General features: G+C 36.3%; 12 protein-coding genes. 2 read left to right on the top strand and 10 right to left on the bottom strand.

All coding sequences use genetic code 11. The features are described from left to right. Nucleotides 1-13: 13 nt before the first annotated feature. Nucleotides 14-3,568, bottom strand: coding sequence for a SusC/RagA family TonB-linked outer membrane protein (locus tag IV494_RS00660; RefSeq protein ID WP_196078249.1), 3,555 nt, complete (start codon nucleotides 3,566-3,568; stop codon nucleotides 14-16). A gap of 22 nt (nucleotides 3,569-3,590) precedes the next feature. Continuing rightward, the gene (locus IV494_RS00655) at nucleotides 3,591-4,685 is read right to left on the bottom strand and encodes a FecR family protein (RefSeq protein WP_196078248.1); all 1,095 of its coding nucleotides are present in this window, start codon (nucleotides 4,683-4,685) and stop codon (nucleotides 3,591-3,593) included. 95 nt (nucleotides 4,686-4,780) lie between these two features. Between IV494_RS00655 and IV494_RS00650 the strand changes: the two genes are divergently transcribed. Next, a complete protein-coding gene (locus IV494_RS00650; RefSeq protein WP_196078247.1) occupies nucleotides 4,781-5,311 on the top strand; it encodes an RNA polymerase sigma factor in 531 nt (176 codons plus the stop codon). Between the two features lie 48 nt (nucleotides 5,312-5,359). Here IV494_RS00650 and IV494_RS00645 read toward each other — a convergent pair whose 3' ends face one another. The 8 genes from IV494_RS00645 to IV494_RS00610 all read right to left on the bottom strand — a co-directional run bounded on the left by IV494_RS00645 (nucleotide 5,360) and on the right by IV494_RS00610 (nucleotide 18,830). Further along, nucleotides 5,360-6,742: an MFS transporter gene (locus IV494_RS00645; protein WP_196078246.1), complete on the bottom strand. Its 1,383-nt coding sequence runs from the start codon at nucleotides 6,740-6,742 to the stop codon at nucleotides 5,360-5,362. Between the two features lie 44 nt (nucleotides 6,743-6,786). Next, entirely contained in the window at nucleotides 6,787-7,311 is a 525-nt protein-coding gene (locus IV494_RS00640; RefSeq protein WP_196078245.1) for a nuclear transport factor 2 family protein, read from the bottom strand. 70 nt (nucleotides 7,312-7,381) lie between these two features. After that, nucleotides 7,382-9,292, bottom strand: a complete 1,911-nt coding sequence (locus IV494_RS00635; RefSeq protein ID WP_196078244.1) for a glycoside hydrolase family 13 protein — start codon at nucleotides 9,290-9,292, stop codon at nucleotides 7,382-7,384. Nucleotides 9,293-9,520: 228 nt separating this feature from the next. After that, a complete protein-coding gene (locus tag IV494_RS00630; protein ID WP_196078243.1) occupies nucleotides 9,521-11,677 on the bottom strand; it encodes a glycoside hydrolase family 97 protein in 2,157 nt (718 codons plus the stop codon). Between the two features lie 135 nt (nucleotides 11,678-11,812). After that, nucleotides 11,813-13,246 (bottom strand): SusE domain-containing protein, encoded by a 1,434-nt coding sequence (locus IV494_RS00625; RefSeq protein ID WP_196078242.1) that lies wholly within the window; start codon nucleotides 13,244-13,246, stop codon nucleotides 11,813-11,815. 26 nt (nucleotides 13,247-13,272) lie between these two features. Then, nucleotides 13,273-14,364 carry a SusF/SusE family outer membrane protein gene (locus IV494_RS00620; protein ID WP_196078241.1) on the bottom strand — a complete coding sequence of 364 codons (1,092 nt, stop codon included), beginning with the start codon at nucleotides 14,362-14,364 and terminating at the stop codon, nucleotides 13,273-13,275. Between the two features lie 27 nt (nucleotides 14,365-14,391). Continuing rightward, nucleotides 14,392-15,954: a RagB/SusD family nutrient uptake outer membrane protein gene (locus tag IV494_RS00615; RefSeq protein WP_196078240.1), complete on the bottom strand. Its 1,563-nt coding sequence runs from the start codon at nucleotides 15,952-15,954 to the stop codon at nucleotides 14,392-14,394. A gap of 14 nt (nucleotides 15,955-15,968) precedes the next feature. Continuing rightward, nucleotides 15,969-18,830 carry a SusC/RagA family TonB-linked outer membrane protein gene (locus IV494_RS00610; RefSeq protein ID WP_196078239.1) on the bottom strand — a complete coding sequence of 954 codons (2,862 nt, stop codon included), beginning with the start codon at nucleotides 18,828-18,830 and terminating at the stop codon, nucleotides 15,969-15,971. A 645-nt stretch (nucleotides 18,831-19,475) separates the two neighbouring features. Between IV494_RS00610 and IV494_RS00605 the strand changes: the two genes are divergently transcribed. Then, on the top strand, nucleotides 19,476-19,850 hold the full coding sequence (locus IV494_RS00605) for a DUF6799 domain-containing protein (RefSeq protein WP_196078238.1): 375 nt from the start codon (nucleotides 19,476-19,478) through the stop codon (nucleotides 19,848-19,850). The last annotated feature ends 37 nt before the right edge of the window (nucleotides 19,851-19,887 follow it).

Here is a 19,887-nt window from a genome sequence, read left to right as displayed (position 1 = left end):
AAATTAAATTTTATTAAAAGCTAACATTAAGTCCTAAACAGAAGGTTTTTGGTGTTTTGTAATATCTGTAACCCAAACCGTGAGATTCCGGATCGATTCCTTCTTTATTTTTCGTCCAAAGGAAAAGATTGTTCGCTCTAAGATTCAAAGTGAATTCGCTGAAGCCAAAGCTTTTACTTAAACCTGCAGGAATGGTATAACTTAAGATCACATCACGCAATCTGATAAAATCACCGTCGATAATGTTTTTCGTAGAATATTTTGCGAAAGAATACGGTTGCGTACTGTTGATTCTTGGGATGTTGGTAGTTAATTCATCACCTGGATTTTGCCATGCATGTGCAGCATCTGCGTTCACCAATGAGATCTCATCATACAATGATTCTCCATTATAACTGTCTTTCAATAAAGAAAATCCTCCTTGATAAACAAACATGAATGATAAACCAAAACCTTCATAATTAATGGTGTTATTCAAGGATGCTGTATATTTTGGTAAAGTAGTTCCACCGGAAACAAGATCATCCTGAGAGAATTTAACACCGAAAGAATCATCAGTCAACTGAACTAAAGAGCCATCTTTTTTTCTGATCAAACCGTAACCTTGATTGTCAACTCCGGCGTAATCTAAAACTAAAATCGAGTTTGGTTCAAATCCTTCAATATTCTGAACCTGTCCTAAAATCTGTCTTACTGAACTTTGGTCAGAATAAGATTCGGTCACTTTCCCTTTATTGTAACGGAAATTCGCTTGCGTGCTCCAGTTGAATTTTTCATTTTGAATATTCTGGGAAGTTAATGAAGCTTCATAACCATTATTAATGATCGAAGCACTGTTTTTAATTAAAGTCGGCGCTCCCAAAGTAGGATCGGCTGTTATAATAGAAAGCAAATCATGAGAATCTTTTTTATAATAATCAAGCGCTAAAGTCACGCGTTTTTTAAGGAAGGAAAGATCGGTACCTAAATTCAAAATATTCGTACGTTCCCATCTTAAATCTGACACTTTATAGTTGTCGATAGAAAGTCCTGCATTATAATCGGTTACATAACCCTGAACAATTTTGCCCACATCATAAGGACCGTATTTATTGGCAATATTTCCATTAACTCCATAAGAAGCTCTCAAATCGATGGTGTTTTTATTGGCACCCAAAAATTCTTCGGCTCCTGCTCTCCATTTTCCCGCAACAGACCAGAATGGTTTGAAACGGTACTGAGGATCTGTTCCGAAAAAGTTAGACTGATCGATCCGCGCACTTCCTGTTAAAACATATTTATTTTTGAAGGAATAATTGGCGTTTGTGTACATCGAAACGAAACGGTCATCAAGATCAACCAACTGATCAAAAAAGTTAACTCTTTCTAAGAATCCGCCTGGATTATAAACATCGAACAACAGTGAATTTGCAAAGAGTTTGTCGGTCTGTACAAAAGTATTACTGTTTCTGTTGTATCCGAAAAAGTCGCTCACTGTTCCTACGGTATGATTTCTTTGAACTTCACCACCAATAATTGCATTGATGTAATGATCGCCGAATTTTTTATCATAATCTGCCTGAAGTCTTAATAAATAATTGGTCACATCAGTTTTGCTCTCAATCTTTCTTCCACCAAGTGGTAATAAGGTTTTCTTGATGTTTCCTGTGGTTTCCAAAAGCTGAGTCGTATTATTGAGCAGGGAAAACATTTCGTTAGAATTACCATCTGCAATTCTTTCATTCGTACTGCTGCTCTTAGAGAACTGACCGCCAAATTTCAAATTTAAATCAGAAGTCAATTTGTAAGTAAACATTCCCTGAACCCGCGAAATATAACTGTCTGTCGTGTTCGTATATTTATTGAAATCATTAACAGGATAATACGTTTCGTCATAAAGACCCAGTTCTTTTAATCTTAGGATTTCATAAGGAGTTTTACCACCATAACTGTTGGTCGTATCGTAGTTTAATGGTTTGTAAACTGGAAGTGCTTCTCCATTTGGTCCATAAAATTTCTGATAAGAACTTATTCTGAAAACATTACTGAGATCATTCGGATTATCGCTGTAAAAATCAACCGGTGTTAATTTATCATTTCTCAGCGTAAAATTAGTTTGCAGGTCTAATGATAATTTCGGTGATAATTTAGCATCCATCACGAAATCAAAAATACCTTTGTTATTTTCAGATCCCTGAATATTGCCGTACTCTTTGGTATAATTCAATGAAGTTCTGTACTTAAATGAATCACCGCCACCGGAAGCTGAAATGTTGTGCTGAGAAATCATCGGTGTCTGCAGATATAATCTTCGGATATCCTCCGTGTTATCTCTGCCTCGAATCATGCTCAGTCTCAAATTTAACTGATCCTGCGTAATTCTTCCCTGTTGAAGATCTGCATAAAGAAGATAAACTTCGTTGGTAGAATTTGAAAAAGTGTTTCCCAGATAATTAAAAGGATCATTAAATTCGCTTTCATAGTCGTAAAGTAAACCGCCCGACGCAATAACCGATTTAGGAGAAATGCTTTGTATATCTAGAAGTTTAGAAGAATTTACACGATTCATCGCATAATTCAGATCTACTTTGTCACTGATAGAATAATTCGTCGTATAACGGAAAACCGTCTCACCTTTTTTTCCTTTTTTTGTGGTGATGACAATAACCCCGTTGCTTGATTTCGCACCGTAAATCGACGCAGAAGCAGCATCTTTCAATAAAGTAATGCTTTCAACTTCGTAAGGATTGATACTGTTGATATCGCCATCATACTGAAAACCATCGACCACGATCAAAGGTTTTGTATTTCCGGAAAGTGTAGCAACTCCTCTTAAATTAAATAATTTAGAACCAGGATTTGAAGGATCTGCATAAACCAAAAGCGCGGGAGTTAAACCTTCCAAAGAACTTACAATATCTGGATTCCCACGACGCTGAAAATTTTGCATGTTCACCGTGGTGTAAGAAGCTGCAGCTTTATTGGGATCAACTCTTTGATAACCCGTGATCAGAACTCCTTCTATCGCTGTTTCATTCGCAGATTCTGAGAGAAGCGGTTCCAAAACAAAATCTAAAACATTACCATTCACTTTTACTCTTTCAGAAAGCGAACCTCTCGTAATTAAAAGAATGTCGCCAAGTTTTGCTGGAATTGTAAAGTTTCCGTTCTCATCTGCAACAGTAGATCTTGAAGTAGATAAATTTGAAACCTGAGCATTCGCAGAAGCAACATTACCGGTTTCTGAGATCTTCCCTGAAACCTGCATTTCTGTAATCTCACTTACGATGATCTGCTTTCCAACTACCGTGAATTTTAATCCAGTTTTTCTGGTCAGTTCAGAAAGGTAAGCCTGTATGTTATCATCCTGATTCTCAAGATTAATTTTTGCGTCTGCATTGAAAAGTTCCTTTTTATAAAAAATACTGTAACCTGTTTTCTTTTCAATGGTTTTAAAAGCATTTTCAATGGTAACAGAATCTTCTGAGGTTGAAATTTGTGCCTGCGTAAGACCAAATAGCAAAAAACTGGCTGCAATACCCAAACGAACGTTTGGAAGTCGTAACCTGCTGTGGTTTGTTTTCTTCATGATTTAAACGAATCTATTTTTATTAATTTTTTGAAATAAGAATGAGTTTACTTCCATCTTTTTGAATTTTGCAGTTCAGCAAGATTTGAAGTGTATTGGTGATCTGATCAAGATTTTCTATTTTGAAAGTCCCGGAAAAATGAAAGTTTTCTACCTCTACACGATTTCGAACGATTTGAAGTCCGTAAACACGCTCGATCTTGCTTAAAACTTCGTCGGTCGTATTATTTTCGAAAGCGATCTCTTTGTTTAACCAGTCCATATCCTGATTGGGTTTCGCCGCTTCTACAACCGGAGTTTTAATTTCCGGGCTGAAACTGATCTTCTGTCCCGGTGCAAGAATTTTCTGGGTCGGAATTTTAGTTCCGCTCACTTCGATTTTTCCTTCAACAAGATTTACGAAAGCTTCGTTTTCATTTTTATAAGAGGAAATATTAAATTTAGTTCCCAAGACTTTCGTTGTAAACTGATCGGTAATTACATAAAAGGGATTCGATTTGTCTTTAGCCACTTCAAAGAAAGCCTGTCCTTTTAAATTAATTTTTCGGGAATGATCTTTTACAAAATTTGAATTGAACCCAATTTCAGTTCCTGCATTCAGTAAAATTTCAGTTCCATCGGTTAAGAGAACTTTTAAATTTTTACCGTTCGGAACATTAATGGTTAAATTATTAGTAGTCGTATTTTTTAATAGACGAAGCGTGCCGTTTTCTAAACTTGCAAGTTTCACATCATCAGTATCCGTCAAGAATTTTTGCTGACTTGAATTTTCAAAAACTTTATAATCACCATTCACTGCAATGCTTATAAATTCAGTACTTGGTGCGGAAGTTTTAGGGATATTCAATTTCCAGATCACGCCAACTGCTAATAAAAGCACAAAGATCGCAGCGATCTTTAGGAAGTTGCGATTAAATAAACTGATCACTTTTCCTTTCGTTTCCACCTTGTAATCAGGTTCTGCGATATATAGGAAATTCGCTTTAGCATAGGCTTTAAACTCTTTTTTATTTGAAGCATCTTTCAGCCACTCATCGAGGATCTGTTTGTCACCCTCGGAAATTTCACCGGAGAAATAATCGGTAATAATTTTAAAAATTTCAGGATTTTCGCTCATAAGAAGTACATTTGCTTATTGGTATGATGCATAACATTTATCAATCCCCTAGTCATTTTGCATTTTTTTTAATTTTTTTTTAAAATTTTCCTATTTTGTTTGGCATAGTAGACGACAAAAAGCTATTTGACTCGATTAAGAATAATTCTGAAACTGCCTTCAAAGTGGTTTACGAGGAATATTTTATCAAGCTCACTCAGTTCATTTCTAAAATGTCGCATGATAAAGATCTTGCGGAAGAAGTTGTGCAGCGTACCATGGTGAAAGTTTGGGAACAGCGGGATAAAATTGTTTTAACGACTTCTCTGAAAGCCTACTTGTATAAAGTGTCCTACAATGAATACTTAATGTACCTCCGGAAAAAAAGCAAGTTTCCGAATATCGAAAGTACCGTAATTGAAGCGATTGATGAGATCGAAGACGAACAGGATAATCAGATCTTATTAGAAAAAATCCGTCTGGAAATTGATAAACTACCACCGAAATGTCGGGAAGTTTTCATCCTCAGCAAAGTGAAAGGAATGAAATACAAAGAAATCGCCGAGGAAATGAATATCTCAACAAAAACTATTGAAATTCATATGACAAAAGCGTTGAAATCGATTCGTGAAGCGCTAAAAAAATAAAACCCCAAATCAGATTTGGGGTTTTGAATTTATGATAAATAATTATCTTTAAAAGTGAACGGTCTTAATTTCTTTTTCAAGTTCCTGCGGCGTTTCGTCTTTATCATTTTCGATTAGGAACATGGTTACTGCTGCAGCGATCAACATGCAAACTCCGCCCACAACGACATAATCCATCGCCATATTTCCGAAAAGATTTTGAACAATTGGTCCACCAAAAATACCATTGATGATCTGTGGAATGACAATAAAGAAATTGAAAATTCCCATATAAACTCCCATTTTATGTTGTGGGATAGCATCGATCAACATTGCATAAGGCATCGCCAAAATACTTGCCCACGCAAAGCCAAGTCCGACCATTGAGATCCAAAGCATATTTGAATCTTTAATAAAAAACATAGAAATTAAACCCAAACCTCCACAAAATAAAGCTAATGCGTGCGTTTGTTTTTTACCAATAGCTTTTGCAATAGGAGTTAAAAGAAATGCAAACGGAATGGCGAATAAATTATAGAGTCCGAATAAATGACCTGTTAAATCTCCGGCTTTGTTGTATTGTAACGATTTTGTGTCTTCAGGTGAAAGTCCAAAAGTATGCGTTGCCAAAGCACTTGTGGTAAAAACCCACATGGTAAATAAAGCGAACCAGGAGAAAAACTGTACTACCCCAAGCTTTTTCATTTTGGCAGGAATCTTCGAAAAATCTCTGAACATTTCAGAAAATTTAGAAGGTTCTGCGACACTTTCATCTCCGGCAAATTCGGCAAATTCTTTCGGCGAATATTCTCTAGTTGTTACGATCGTATAAAGGATGGAAATAATTAAAACTGCGGCTCCAATATAAAAAGCATAGATCACATTATCAGCGACAAAACCTTCGGCAGCAACATTCGAAACGCCTAATTTTGTAAGCCAGTTTGGCATTTCAGAGCCGATAACTGCACCAATACCTATTAAAATTGTTTGAACGCCAAATCCAATCGTTCCCTGATGTTTTGGCAACATATCTCCTACTAAAGCACGGAACGGTTCCATTGCAATATTGATGGAAAAATCCATCATTGCTAAGAAAATTACGGCTAAAAGTAAAACACTAGCGCCCAACATCGTTGTTGCAGAAGCTGCATTTGGTAAGGCAACTAAACCAATTGCACATAAAGTAGCACCGATTAAAAAGTAAGGTTTTCTACGTCCGAGCGGACTCCAGGTGTTGTCGCCCATATGACCAATAATTGGTTGTACAATTAAACCTGTAATTGGCGCAACGAGCCAAAACCAAGATAATTGACCAACGTCTGCACCGAAGTTAGCAAGAATTCTACTCGCATTTCCATTTTGAAGACCGAAAGCCATTTGAATTCCTAAAAAACCCATACTCATATTGATGATCTGCGGAATAGAAAGATTTGGTTTTATTTTTTTTATCATTTTTTTAATGTTGGATGTTAGATGTTGAATAATGGATGCCAATATTATTTCTTTTTTAAATCAGAAATTATTGCGTCTTCAATCGGTGTTTTAATTTTGATAATTTCTTTACTGACATCATTTGGAATCGTCATGGAGAGAACATACTGTTTAATTTTCCACTGATTCCCGATTTTTTCCAGAACGCCACTTCCACGGCAAAGCTTCATTTGAGTATCGAGCAATTCATCGAACCAGGCGTATTTTCCGTCAGCGCTGAATGTGATATTTCTTTTTAAAGAAGTAAAACTCCAGGCTTTTCCTTTCTCGAAATGCGGTTTGGAATACGCCATAAATTCTTTTTTGTTCCAGACTTCGTTTGCATCAGTTCCGATGAAGGTTGATTCTTCGGCGTAAAGATTAAAGTAATTTTTGAAATCTGCGGTTGATGCATACAAATTGAGATCGTCTAAAACTTTGCTTACATTTTTTTTCTGTACATTTTCGTAGAAGCCTTTCTTTTGGGAGAAAAGTGAATTGGAGAAAAGCAGTAGAAAGGTAATTAATGTAAATGTTATATTTTTTTTCATTCTTATTTAATTTTAAAGAGGTGTAGAAAAACTCAGCATGACGCTGTGAATTTTGACCAGTTTATTTCTATTATTCAAGTTCTAAAATTAGTGAAGATTTTCCTGAAATTGTTAATTTATTTTCAATAGAAATAGGAATTTCTTTACCCGAAATAACATCTTTTCCTTTCGAAATTCCCTTCAAGGATTCAGCGAATCGGTTTAAATCAAAAGTTTGGTCTTTTTCATTGTTATTGATGACAACCATTACATTTTCGTTCGTTAGATGGTTATTTTGACTGGAGAAGTCGCGACTTTCGCCGACGTTTTCATTATACCGGAAGTAAACATAAACCTGTTCTTTTGGAATATAATGTTTGGTTTTTCCAGCGTGGATAACGTTTTTTCCTTTTCGCCAGTTTAATAGTTTCTGGGTGTAATCATGAAACTCTTTCTGTTCTAAAGTTTGAGTTTCCGAATTAAAAGCATTTTGAACGTCGCCTTTCCAGCCGCCGGGAAAATCTCTGCGAATATCAGCATCGCCGCCTTTATTCTTATCGCCCTGCATCCTGATTTCGGAGCCGTAATATAATTGCGGAACTCCACGAACGGTTGCAATTAAAGTCATCGCCATTTTGTAATACCGTACATCACCTTTGAAGATCTCATTGAATCTTTGGCTATCATGATTTTCGAAAAAGACCAGAATATTATTGATATTCGGATACAAAAAGTCATTGCTAAAAGAATCGTAGATTTTTGTCATTCCTTTATCCCAACTTTTTTCTTCTTTCAAAGCCTCTGGTAAATCGGTATATAAACTAAAATCCATGACCGACGGAAGATTCGAATTATAATTTTCTATGGCTGCAATTTTAGAATCCTTTTGCCAATAGGAAATGTGCGCCGGACTCGACATCCAGGCTTCGCCGACAATATTGAAATTTGGATATTCATCGGTAATTGCTTTTGCCCATTTTGCCATGGCATTTTTATCGTTGTAAGGATAAGTATCGACGCGCAAACCGCCAAGTTCGGCATATTCGATCCACCAGATTGCATTTTGAGTCAGGTATTTTAAAAGTAAAGGATTACTTTGATTGAGATCGGGCATCGTCGTATCGAACCAACCGTTTAATGCTTCTTCTTTATCAATTTCAGAAACATTGGTGTCGAATTGGGAAGATATTCTGTAATTGGATCTTTTGAAACCGTATTTTCCTTCCCCATCTTTGAATTGATGGATCCAGTCTTTGGTTGGTAAATCCTGAACCATCCAATGTGAAATTCCCCAGTGATTGGTGACGTAATCCTGAATGAGCATCATGCCACGTTTTTGAAGATCGCGGGAAAGTTCTACATATTCTTCGTTGGTTCCGAAGCGACCGTCGATTTTGTATAAATCAGTTTGTGCGTAACCATGATAGGAAGTTCTTTTTTCGTTGTCTTCATTTACGGGAGTGAGCCAAAGTGCCGTAACTCCTAAATTTTGTAGATAATCTAAATGATCGATGATCCCGCGCAAATCGCCACCGTGTCGTCCGTTTGGTAAATTACGGTTGGCTTTTTCGGTAAGGTTGGGTTCAGAATCGTTGGAAGTATCGCCGTTTGAAAATCGATCAGGCATTATTAAATACATGACATCTTTTGAGGAAAATGAATTTCTATTTGCAGAACCTGGATTTCTATTTTTGAGTTCGTAAGTGTAAGAATCAATCGTTTTGCTTCCGTTTTTAAAATTAATTTTGAAAGAAGATTTTTTTACCTCATTTGTGTTAATGGTGATAAAAACGTAGTTTGGATTCTCGGTTTTGGTCAGGTCTTTTATTTTAATATTATCGGAAAGTTCAACCTGATATTTTGAAATGGCTTTACCGTAGACTAAAATCTGGAGGTCAGGATTTTTCATTCCGTGCCACCAGAATGCGGGTTCTACTTTTTGGATCTGCGCGAACGAAATCGCCACAAAAAGAAGAAAAAGAAGTGCAAAATATTTTTTCATTGATTACTTTTAAAATGACTTTGTCAAGGTTTGGAACTTTGACAAGTTTGAGAATCACTAATCTGTGATTTTTTAAATTTTGGATGCGCCAAACCTGCGATTCGACAAAGTCTTCGTTATTCGCAAAAATTCTTAGCCCCGATCGAAGCGGCATCCTTTTGTTGCGCAAAGCGAAACAAAAGATATAGCGAAGAGCGGGATCAGCTCCTAAAACTATTTTTCGAATTTCTACTTCACCGGCTCGACAGAAATTGCATAACCACCGCTTCTTGCTAACTTCATAGGAAGTTTTGATTTGCTGGTGACGGTTTTCTTGTAGATTTTATAGGATTGCGGATTTTTGATATAATCGGCATCGTCGCCATCGGCATAAATGGTTGCTTCGTACTTTTTAGCTTTTGGAAGGAAAGAGAAGTCCACCGTGTATGTTCTGGCATTTTCATCGGTGACTCCACCCACGAACCATTCGTCTTTTCCTTTGGTTTTGCGTGCGGTATGAATGTAATCTCCAGGTTCTGCGGCTAAAATCTTGGTGTCATCCCAATCTAAAGCAACGTCTTTGATGAACTGAAAAGCATCCATATGTTTGGCGTAATTTTCGGGTAAATCGGCCGCCATTTGAAGTGGAGAATACATGACAACGTAAAGAGCCAACTGTTTCGCCAAAGTTGTTTTCACAAATCTGGTGTCGCCAGGAAAATAATAATCGAATTTTGTCTGGAAGATTCCGGGCGTGTAATCCATTGGTCCACCCATAAATCTCGTGAAAGGTAAAATAGTTTGGTGATCAGGATTATTTCCACCGAATGCTTCAAACTCGGTCCCACGAGCGGCTTCTGCGGCGATCCAGTTTGGATAAGTTCTGCTTAAACCACTTGGACGAACGGATTCGTGCGAGTTGATCATGATCTTGTAATCGTTGGCTTTTTCGGCAATTCTTAAATAATGATTGATCATCCATTGTGAATAATGATGCTCGCCGCGTGGAATAATATTTCCGACGTAACCGGTTTTGGCTGATTCGTAACCGTATTTGTTCATGAGTTTGAAAGCGTCATCGGACCATCTTTCGTAGTTCGTTGCAGAACCGGAAGTTTCGTGGTGCATCATTAATTTCAGATTTTTTGAATGGGCATAATCGTTTAACATTTTAATATCGAAATCGGGATATGGCGTGATGAAATCGAAAACGAATTCTTTGCTGTGGCCGAACCAGTCTTCCCAACCGGTGTTCCAGCCTTCAATGAGTAAGGCGTCGAAACCGTTTGCTGAAGCGAAATCGATGTATTCTTTTACTTTGGTATTGTTGGCGGCGTGTTTTCCGTTTGGCGTTAATTTAGAAAAATCTGTAACTCCGATGTGGACGTTATTTGCGGTTGAATACGCCCACTGCGATTTTCCGATGATCATTTCCCACCAAACCCCCATGTATTTTGTGGGATGAATGTAGGAAGTGTCTTTGTATTTCGTCGGTTCATTAAGGTTGAAAAGCATTTTTGAAGCTAAGACTTCTTCCGCTTTTGGGGAAACGATAATAGTTCGCCATGGTGAAACTGCAGGCGTTTGAATATAACCTTTCGCACCTTGAGCATCGGGAGTTAAGTGTGTTTTAAATCTGAAATTTACAGCATCAAGTTCTAAATTTGAAGCCGGATAGTTGATGACGGCAGCTTCGGCAATATTCATATACAACTGATCTTTTCCTTCTTTTTTCAACATTAAAGGAGTTTGCACTGCATTTTTAATTGGAGTTTGGGAAGCGTTGCCGTCATAGGAAGTTGGCCATTTTGCAGGAACTTCTGAAAGATTAGAAGTTTGAGTTTGATATTCTTCGGTATCATAATCTCCGGCGAGCCACCAAGCTTTCATATCAGTTGGCAGATCGATCTCAGAATCTTCTTCTTTGATGACGAAATAATTGAGATTTTTTTGCTCCGGAAATTCATATCGGAAACCTAAACCATCATTGAACAAACGGAATTTCACGATAATATGTCTGTCGTTTGCAGCTTGATCTAATGTTACTGCTAATTCATTATAGTGATTGATATAGGATTTTTTCTCTCCCATAATTGGATCCCAAGATTCATTTTTGGTATCGTATTTTTCGGCGGTTTTGGTGAAACCATTATCAAGATCTTTACCTTTCCCATCTACTGCTTCAATTTCCGAGGCGAATTTGATGTTGCCATCTTTTAGCAATCTAAGTCCTAATTTAGAATCTTCGACAATCGTTTTACCGTCGTATTTTAGATTGTAGTAAGGAACTCCTGTTTTCAACTGGAAATTCATTTCAAATTTTCCATCCGGGGATTTTAATGATTGCGCATTGAGCAAAAAATTTCCCAGTAAAAGAAAAAGTACCGATGTTTTTAGATTTTTCATAATAATTATTTCCAATCAATAAATTTAGAGAAAAAGGGGGTCATGACCAATTATTTAGAGCGCCATTATCCCTAAAAGGCAAAAAAAAACTGCTGCAAAATAGCAACAGTTTTCTTTGAATTATTACACTTCAATTTACATTGGTGTAACTTTATAAGTTCCCATTTTAATGTTTGCAGTAATCTTGTACATCATACCACCACCATTAAACTTGATATTTGAATTATCTCCTTTTGGTCCTAAGAATCCAGAGTTTCCATTAGCATTGTGAATATTTCCCCAATCTAAATCTCCCCAAGATTGCTGACCAATAAATTTGAATTCAGAATTATCGGGAATTGCAATTGTATATTCATAAATACCATCATTTATCTGATCCATTTTAATGGAAGTTGTAGGATCCCATCCCGTTAATGAACCTACCAAATAAACATCGGTTGGTAAAGTTGGGATCGCTGATGGAGTTACGGTGATATTTCTTGAATTTTGATCGATCGTCATTTTATACATTCCAGAATCGCCAGAAAATTTGATGTTTTCTGCTCCGGAAGCTGCTAAATTAGTTGACCACGTATTAAAATATTTGTAACCGTCATTAATTCCCGTAGCATTTAAACTGTAATTGATTGGATTCCAGTCTTGCTGACCCAAAAATCTAAATTCACCGTCTGCAAGCAAATATGTATATATTTCTGAAATATTATTGTTGTTGTACAACAGTTGTGAGCTTGTCGCATTCCAACCAACTGCGGTACCAGCTCCAACTAAATAGAAGTTTACATATGCCGGCTGATACGGAGTTACTTTGAATATGACAACATCTGAAGTTTTCATGATCGTTCCTCCTGTTGATACAGTAGTCGCAGTAACACGAACCTGCATTTCTGAAGAAACACCAACTGGTAAACCTAATTTAAGTGCCGCGTCATTTAAGACAAAATTTGTCCAGCTTAATTGTTTAGTATCAACTGTAGAACCTGCAGCTTTAAAATCTGTAGATCCTTTTTTTGCAATTTCTACATTATAGTTGGCCTCAACTCCATAAGAATAGTCGCTCCATTTTACAGTTGCAGCAATTACATTTGGATTTGCTACATCTAAAATGATAGATTGTCCAGAAGTTGGACTTGTAATCACAGGTACCGAAACAGGATAAGGAGTTACGCCGATAGAAATTACATTTGAAACACTTGTTCCAGCCATAATTCTCATAAATACGGGCGTTTGTGCATAAGGAGAAAATCCTGCCTGCAACAATGCCATATTTAATGCACTAATTTTGGTAGTGAAATCATTTTTGGTGCTTTTCCCAAGAGTTACTGCAGTTGCAAAATCAACTGTTTTAGACATTTGCACGGTATATTCTGCCGCACTTTGATTGGCATCCCAAGTCAATCGGAATGTATTATCTGCCATTGATGGATAAAGCGTATTGCTGCTCAATGATGAATTGTACAATTTAATTGACGCTTCCGGAGTGGTCCAGTTTTTATCGACCTCATTTCTACAAGAGGTAATCATGAGCAATGGTAAAACCATTAACAGCAAAATTTTAAATATATTTTTCATATAATTTTAATTATTAATTAAGGTGATTACTTCACAGGAATTATGGTGTAACTTCCGGTAGCATCATTAAAATAAACATCATACTTCCAGGCTGAAGATAATGGGATATTTGCACCACCTTGAGTTGCAGTACCGAAAAATTCAGTGCTTCCTCCCCAGTTGGTATCCCAAGCATTGTTTGCTCTAAATTTAAATTCACCATCGTTTAAATCAACTCCCATGATCTGCCACATGTGGGGATCGAAAGTAGATTGCACTAATTCAGTATCATTGTTAAAATTACCATTCACAGTACCTATAATAGAAATACTGGTATAAGTTGTTGCGGGAACTGTAACTGGTACAAAGGTGTAAGTAAGTGCTAAAATATCCACAGTTAATTTATAATAACCAGCTGTAGGCGCACTTAAATTACCTGAACCTCCGTCTGTACTCAAAGTTCCGGCACCGGCACCTAAACCGAACTGATCGGTCCAAGAACCTTTAACCTTAATAATCTTGAAACCATCTGCTTTGAAATAACCGGTAAAAGTATATTTTGTTGGATCACTTGTTTTCAAAAGTGGTAAAAGGTTATTATTAGTTGCAAGGTTATCCCAACCTCCCGCAGTTGCAGCACCGATCAAAAATAAATCCTGATACAAATAGATCGGACTTGTTTTATAAGGCGTTACTTTAACAGAAGTTGCATTAGACATTGATGTCATTTGACCAACACCGAGCGAAGAGATAACTCTAACATACATCGTACCTTCAACATCTGGAGATAAGCCCAGCGTTTTGGTAGCGGCATTGATCTGCTTAACGGTAAAAGTGGAGGTTCTGATCGATTGCGCTACTGTTCCTAAAACTACTTTTTTAGCAAAGTCTTTCGTTCCAGAAGCTTCTATCTTATATCCAACTTCTACAGGAACACTGTATGTTGCCTGACTCCAGTTCACATTCAAGGCTGGATTATCTGGAAAATTCTTGTCTAAGAACAAATGTTCTGAAGAAAGATCCATCACAATTGGAGCTGAACTGTTTTCTACCAGAATATTTTCCCGGTCCTGACATGACGACAGACCGATTAATATTGCCAGTGCGAAAACTGCTTTAAAAATATGAGTATTTTTCATTGTATTAAAGTTGTTTGATGATTGAAATTAATAACCCGCGTTCTGGGTTAAATTAGGGTTTGCCTGAAGAGCGGTACTTGGAACCGGGAAAACATTGTAGTAAGAAGGAATTGAAGTTCCGTCTTCTACGCCACCTTTCCAAGGCCATATGTAAGAGCTTCCTGTAAATTTACCAAAGCGGATAAGATCCTGTCTTCTCACACCTTCGAAATTTAATTCTCTTGCTCTTTCGTCTAAAACACTCTGAAGTGTTAAACTTGCAATAGGTGCAGCGCCAGCTCTTGACCGTACAGCATTCAGGTAAGTTAAGCCTTGACCAACTGTCGCAGAACTTGCTCCTCTTAATGCACATTCTGCATAAATAAGATAAGTATCACTTAATCTAAACAAAGGAAAATCTGTCGATGAGAAAGTAGAAACTGAACCGGTACCATCAGAATTCTTATTCCAGAATTTTGTTGAAGGATAACCGTCTGTCCAGGTTTTGTAATTTGTCATTTCATAAGTTTGACCTCCTGTCCAAAATAACTGAGCTCTTTTATCAGGACTTGCAGCCAGTGCAGCAGCAGAATTTCCGAAAAGACCGTACCAAGCTTTTGTAGCTCTGTGTCCTGCCCAACCATCTGTAGATCCAAAATCTGCTGGAATCATGGTGTCTGTAGATAAACTTCCGTTCACTAAGTAAGTTGTGTTACCGTAACTTTGGCTTGTTAAAGCGTCTGCAATTAAAGGGAAAATAATTTCTTTGGAGGTATTATTATCTGCAGAAAAGTTCTTTCTCACGTTAGGTTCCAAAATATAACCACCTTCTGCAATTACTTTCCCAGCATACGTTGCTGCTTCTGTATATTTCGGTGTTCCTGTATAAACTTCTGAGTTTAGATACAACTTAGCAAGCAACATTCTTACTACCGCTTTGTTTGCTCTACCGTAAGAATTTTTTGCAGCTATTTTACCTTCAACATCTAATAATTCTGATTCTACGTAAGTAAATAATTCTTTTCTACTTGCTTCAGGAAGTGGAACACTGCTGTTAAAATTTGCGTCAGTAACCAAAACTCCTTTTCCGAAAAGATCGATAATATAGTAGTAAGACATTGCACGCAAAAATCTTAACTCATTGATAACCTCTTCTTTGTTTGCATATACCACATCATCACGTTTCATAATTCTGATCAAATTGGTCGCCTGCGGGATTGTGTAATACAATCTATCGTATGCGTATTTGAAAAACTTATTATTGTCTGTCCAGTTTGAAGCGGTAGTTAATTGGTCAAGACCATTATCTCCCCATCTGTTTTTCATATCATCTGCAGTGAAATCCTGTAGATTTACAAGCCCTCTGATGAAAGGAGATTCTCCTGCATCTGCACCGTCTATATCTGATTTCCCAGGTCCGTTAACACTGGATAGTGCAAAAGATGCATATAATCTAGATAGTAAACCTTCAACCGCATTTGGATCATTTGCTAACAGACCTTCTAAGGTAAAATCCACTTTTGGCGTGGTATCTAAGTCTCTCATACAAGAGTTGCTCACCATTGCAAAGAGGAATAAAAATGCTAAACTTTTAAGTGTTAGATTTTTCATTTTTTTTGTAATTATTAAAAGTTAAAATTAAAGCCAAGAGTGTAAACCCGTGGTCTTGGGTAAAAATTGTTGTCGATACCAGAATAGTTTTCTGGATCTTGTCCACTATACTTCGTCCAAGTATATACGTTATTTACCGACGCATAGATTCGTACATTCGCATTTTTTATGAAATTTTTAACTAAATACCCTAAGGATACGTTGTCAAGTTTCAAGAAAGTTGCGTCTTCTAAGAAATAATCTGAATAATACGAATTATCTGTATAGTTATTAAAAGGTGAAGTTGCAGTAGAGTTTAAGACATTATTCAAATTCTGACCATTTTGTGGTGCAGTATAACTGATAAAGCCTTGAACTAAATTTCTACTGTTGTAAACTAAACCTCCAATTTGTCCTCTGAAAGACGCATTCAAATCCCAATTTTTATAATTGGCTGTAGTACTGAATCCATAATTCCAGTTTGGTCTTAGTTGTCTGTAGTATCTGTCGTCATTTGTAATCTTACCATCACCGTTTCTGTCTACATAAACATCTGGTAAAAGTCTTCCTGTAGAATCGTAAACCTGCTGGAAAACCCACGCTGAATAAGGAGCCTGTCCTACCGTATTATAAGTTAACTTCACACCTGTTCCAATTGGTAAACCACCATTAACATCAACGATACTGGGAACGTTTTTCAAATCTGTAATTTTTCCTTCATTATAAGCAATATTCCCAGCAATATTCCAGGTAAAATCTTCTGTTTTTACAGGAATCACGTTCAGGTTAAATTCAACTCCTTTATTTTCTAAAGTTCCTACGTTATCTACGAACTGATTTGTTAAAGCCTGCCCTGGAGGAATGGGTACAAATGACAGTAAATCTGTTGTATTTCTTTTATAAACATCAATACTACCGGTAATTCGATCTTGCGGGAAGAACGAGAAATCTAAACCAGCATTATACGTTTCAGTAGTTTCCCAAACTAAATTAGGATTAAATGGCAATGCACTGTAAGTTCCGATTCCAGGAAAATATTGTGACGTACTACTACCAACCTGAAACAGTGGTCGTGAAGGATAAAATCCTGCAATACCTGTAATATTTGCCTGACCAGTCCTACCCCACCCTAAACGAAGTTTTAATTCTTTTACTTTAGCCGATTCTTTCAAAATATCTTCATTTATTTTCCAGGCAAATCCTACTGCCGGGAAATAACCCCATCTGTTACTCTTTAAATAAAGTGAAGTAGCATCAGCTCTTAAAGTAAACGTGAATAAATATTTGTTCGCAATATCAACATTAGATCTTCCGATGAATGACTGTAGATTTAATTCATTGAAATATCGGTTGTTCAAATTTAACTTATTTCCAGGTACCGAAGTTCTGATACCATCATCATTATAAGTATAATTATTTTTGTAACCGTCATTTCTAAAATTCTGATAAGAATAACCTCCCTGAATTAAGAAATGGGATATTAATCCAGTATATTTTTTCTCGTAAACTAAATAGGCATCTAAAGTCTGATTATTAATGGTTTGATGTTCAGAATAATCTTCTCCCGGATTAAATACAAAATCGTTTGGAGCAACCTTATTTTGCGGATTTTTATACGTTGCTAAGGCATTATTGCCATAAACAGTTTTGATATCCGATTTTGAAGCTTCTAAACCTAAATTAACGACTGCTCTAACATCAGGTAAAAAATGCAATTTATAATCGAACTCTATGTTACCCAAATATTTGTAGATTTCACTAGGTGCATTTCTTTGCTGAAGAATCGCTAAAGGATTGCTGGCTCCATTAATTTTATACTGTGCGCCATTCAAAACTAAATCCTGGTAATAACCACCAAAACGGTTGTAAGGATCTCCTGTTAAATTAGTTTGATTTAAGTAAACAGGTTTCGTAGGATCCATATTTAAAGCTCCACCAATCGATCCACCTTCATCAACAGCATTAAATTTAGAATAAATTCCTTTTAAACTAATGTCTACTTTTAAATGTTTATCGAAGAAAGTTGGCGATATATTTAAAGCCTCAGAATATCTTTCGTAGTCTGATGTTTTAATGGCTCCTTCTGTTCTGTTGTAACCAACTGATAGTCTAACAGGTACCGTTTTAAACAATCTACCCGAGATGCTTAAGTTATTATCGGTTGATACCGAAGTTCTGTAAATTTGTTTTTGCCAGTTCGTATCGTAAATCGTACCGGTAACATTTGGCTTCAAAATATTTCCACCTACTCCCAGTCTATATCGGTACTGAGGATAATAAGTAGTAATAAAATTGGTGAACTGTTCGGCGTTCATTACATCGATATACTTTGTAACGGTTCCAACCTGAACATTTGTATTGAAAGTAATTTTCAATTTTCCACCACCTCTTTTGGTTTTAATAATAATAACCCCGTTCGAAGCTCTGTTTCCGTAAATTGCGGTTGCAGTTGCATCTTTTAAAATAGCAAAAGACTCAATATCATTCGGGTTTAGTAAATTCAAGAAATTTCCAGAACCGGCAGAATTATTTGAATCCAAAGCAACACCATCAATAACAATTAATGGATTGTTAGAAGCGTTCAAAGAAGATCCACCTCTAATTCTAATATTAATCGGGGAATCAGGTGAACCACCATCACTCGTAATTCTTACACCCGGTGCTTTTCCTTTAATCAATTGATCTGCAGAAACAATTGCACCTTGGTTAAAATCTTTCTCCGTAACAGAGGTGATCGATCCAGTAAGATCAGATTTCTTCTGTTTTCCGTAACCAATCAAAACAACCTGCTCGATATCCGCTGTTTTCAGGGAGTCTTTGGCCTGTGCGTGTAACATCGTTCCGGCAAATAATAAGAAAGCCGGCGCAATTTTTAAAACTGTAGTATAGTTTCTCACAAAAATAAAATTTAAGGATTAATATTCATTAATAATTACTTCAATCAATAAAGCATTGCAATTTAAACAAAAAATCAATTATTATTAAATTAATATTAAAATTGTTAATTTTTTCTGATTAAAATCATATATTTAAAAGGTCATAAATGTTTAATTAATTGATATACAATGTTTTAAAAGTTCAATTTCTCATTTTGAGACTTTATGAATTTAACATTTAGTTAAACGATTGTTTAGCAAATTTGCAATCGTACACTTGAATTAAATTAAAGTAGAAGCAAAATTTGACAATAATCTAAAATTTAGGATTGCTTTCTTACTCCTCTATATGAACAGAAGTTCACAATAGAATTGAAGAATTGAAGGTTTAAGTCATTATCTTGATTTTTCATAATTGGAACCCCATTTAAATTTCACCTGTTCATCGTGATTTAGAAGTATTACCTATTAAAAATAGCGTTAAAAACTTTTGCAAAAGTCGTTAAACTAAACTCCGAATTTTGAATCAGATTCTCATAAATCAAGTTGATCTTTTTCTTGAATTCTGAACTATTATAAAGTTTAACTGAAAATAATGTTACAAAACCTTTATTTAATTTAATTACTTTCATTAATTTAGCATAACTAATTAAAAAAATAAAATCGATGAAAAATTCAGTTTTTTTGGTCTTTGCATTTTTTATAGTGATGTCATGCAAACCGATGCCTGTAGACGCGACTCCACCGCCACCTCCGCCGCAACCTTCTCCAGCAGTCGTAACGCCTGTTGTTGTTGATAATTTTGCTGCGAGCGCAGATCGCGGAGTTCTGATGAAAAATGGAACAGTAATGACCGTGCAAAATGGGGAATCAGTGCCAATGAGCAATGATATGACGCTGGAAAACGGAGATAAAGTGATGATGAATGGTGATGTAATTCATAAAGATGGTTCAAAAACAAAGATGCAGGAAGGAACAATGATTAATCAGAATGGAACCATGACGGACAAAAGTGTGAAAAAGGTCGACACCTCGAAGTGAGACAAACGAATCAAATAGATAAACCTTAAAAAAGTGT

Origin of the sequence: Kaistella gelatinilytica, assembly GCF_015679325.1 — a bacterium.
In the GTDB taxonomy this organism is placed as follows: domain Bacteria; phylum Bacteroidota; class Bacteroidia; order Flavobacteriales; family Weeksellaceae; genus Kaistella; species Kaistella gelatinilytica.
This window is presented reverse-complemented; position numbering and strand designations above follow the sequence as displayed.

Excerpts from the sequence above, each read along its gene's own strand:
- IV494_RS00655 (WP_196078248.1), bottom strand. The coding sequence starts at position 4,685 with ATGAGCGAAAATCCTGAAATTTTTAAAATTATTACCGATTATTTCTCC.
- IV494_RS00660 (WP_196078249.1), bottom strand. The coding sequence starts at position 3,568 with ATGAAGAAAACAAACCACAGCAGGTTACGACTTCCAAACGTTCGTTTG.
- IV494_RS00605 (WP_196078238.1), top strand. The coding sequence starts at position 19,476 with ATGAAAAATTCAGTTTTTTTGGTCTTTGCATTTTTTATAGTGATGTCA.
- IV494_RS00625 (WP_196078242.1), bottom strand. The coding sequence starts at position 13,246 with ATGAAAAATATATTTAAAATTTTGCTGTTAATGGTTTTACCATTGCTC.
- IV494_RS00630 (WP_196078243.1), bottom strand. The coding sequence starts at position 11,677 with ATGAAAAATCTAAAAACATCGGTACTTTTTCTTTTACTGGGAAATTTT.
- IV494_RS00620 (WP_196078241.1), bottom strand. The coding sequence starts at position 14,364 with ATGAAAAATACTCATATTTTTAAAGCAGTTTTCGCACTGGCAATATTA.
- IV494_RS00645 (WP_196078246.1), bottom strand. The coding sequence starts at position 6,742 with ATGATAAAAAAAATAAAACCAAATCTTTCTATTCCGCAGATCATCAAT.
- IV494_RS00635 (WP_196078244.1), bottom strand. The coding sequence starts at position 9,292 with ATGAAAAAATATTTTGCACTTCTTTTTCTTCTTTTTGTGGCGATTTCG.
- IV494_RS00640 (WP_196078245.1), bottom strand. The coding sequence starts at position 7,311 with ATGAAAAAAAATATAACATTTACATTAATTACCTTTCTACTGCTTTTC.
- IV494_RS00615 (WP_196078240.1), bottom strand. The coding sequence starts at position 15,954 with ATGAAAAATCTAACACTTAAAAGTTTAGCATTTTTATTCCTCTTTGCA.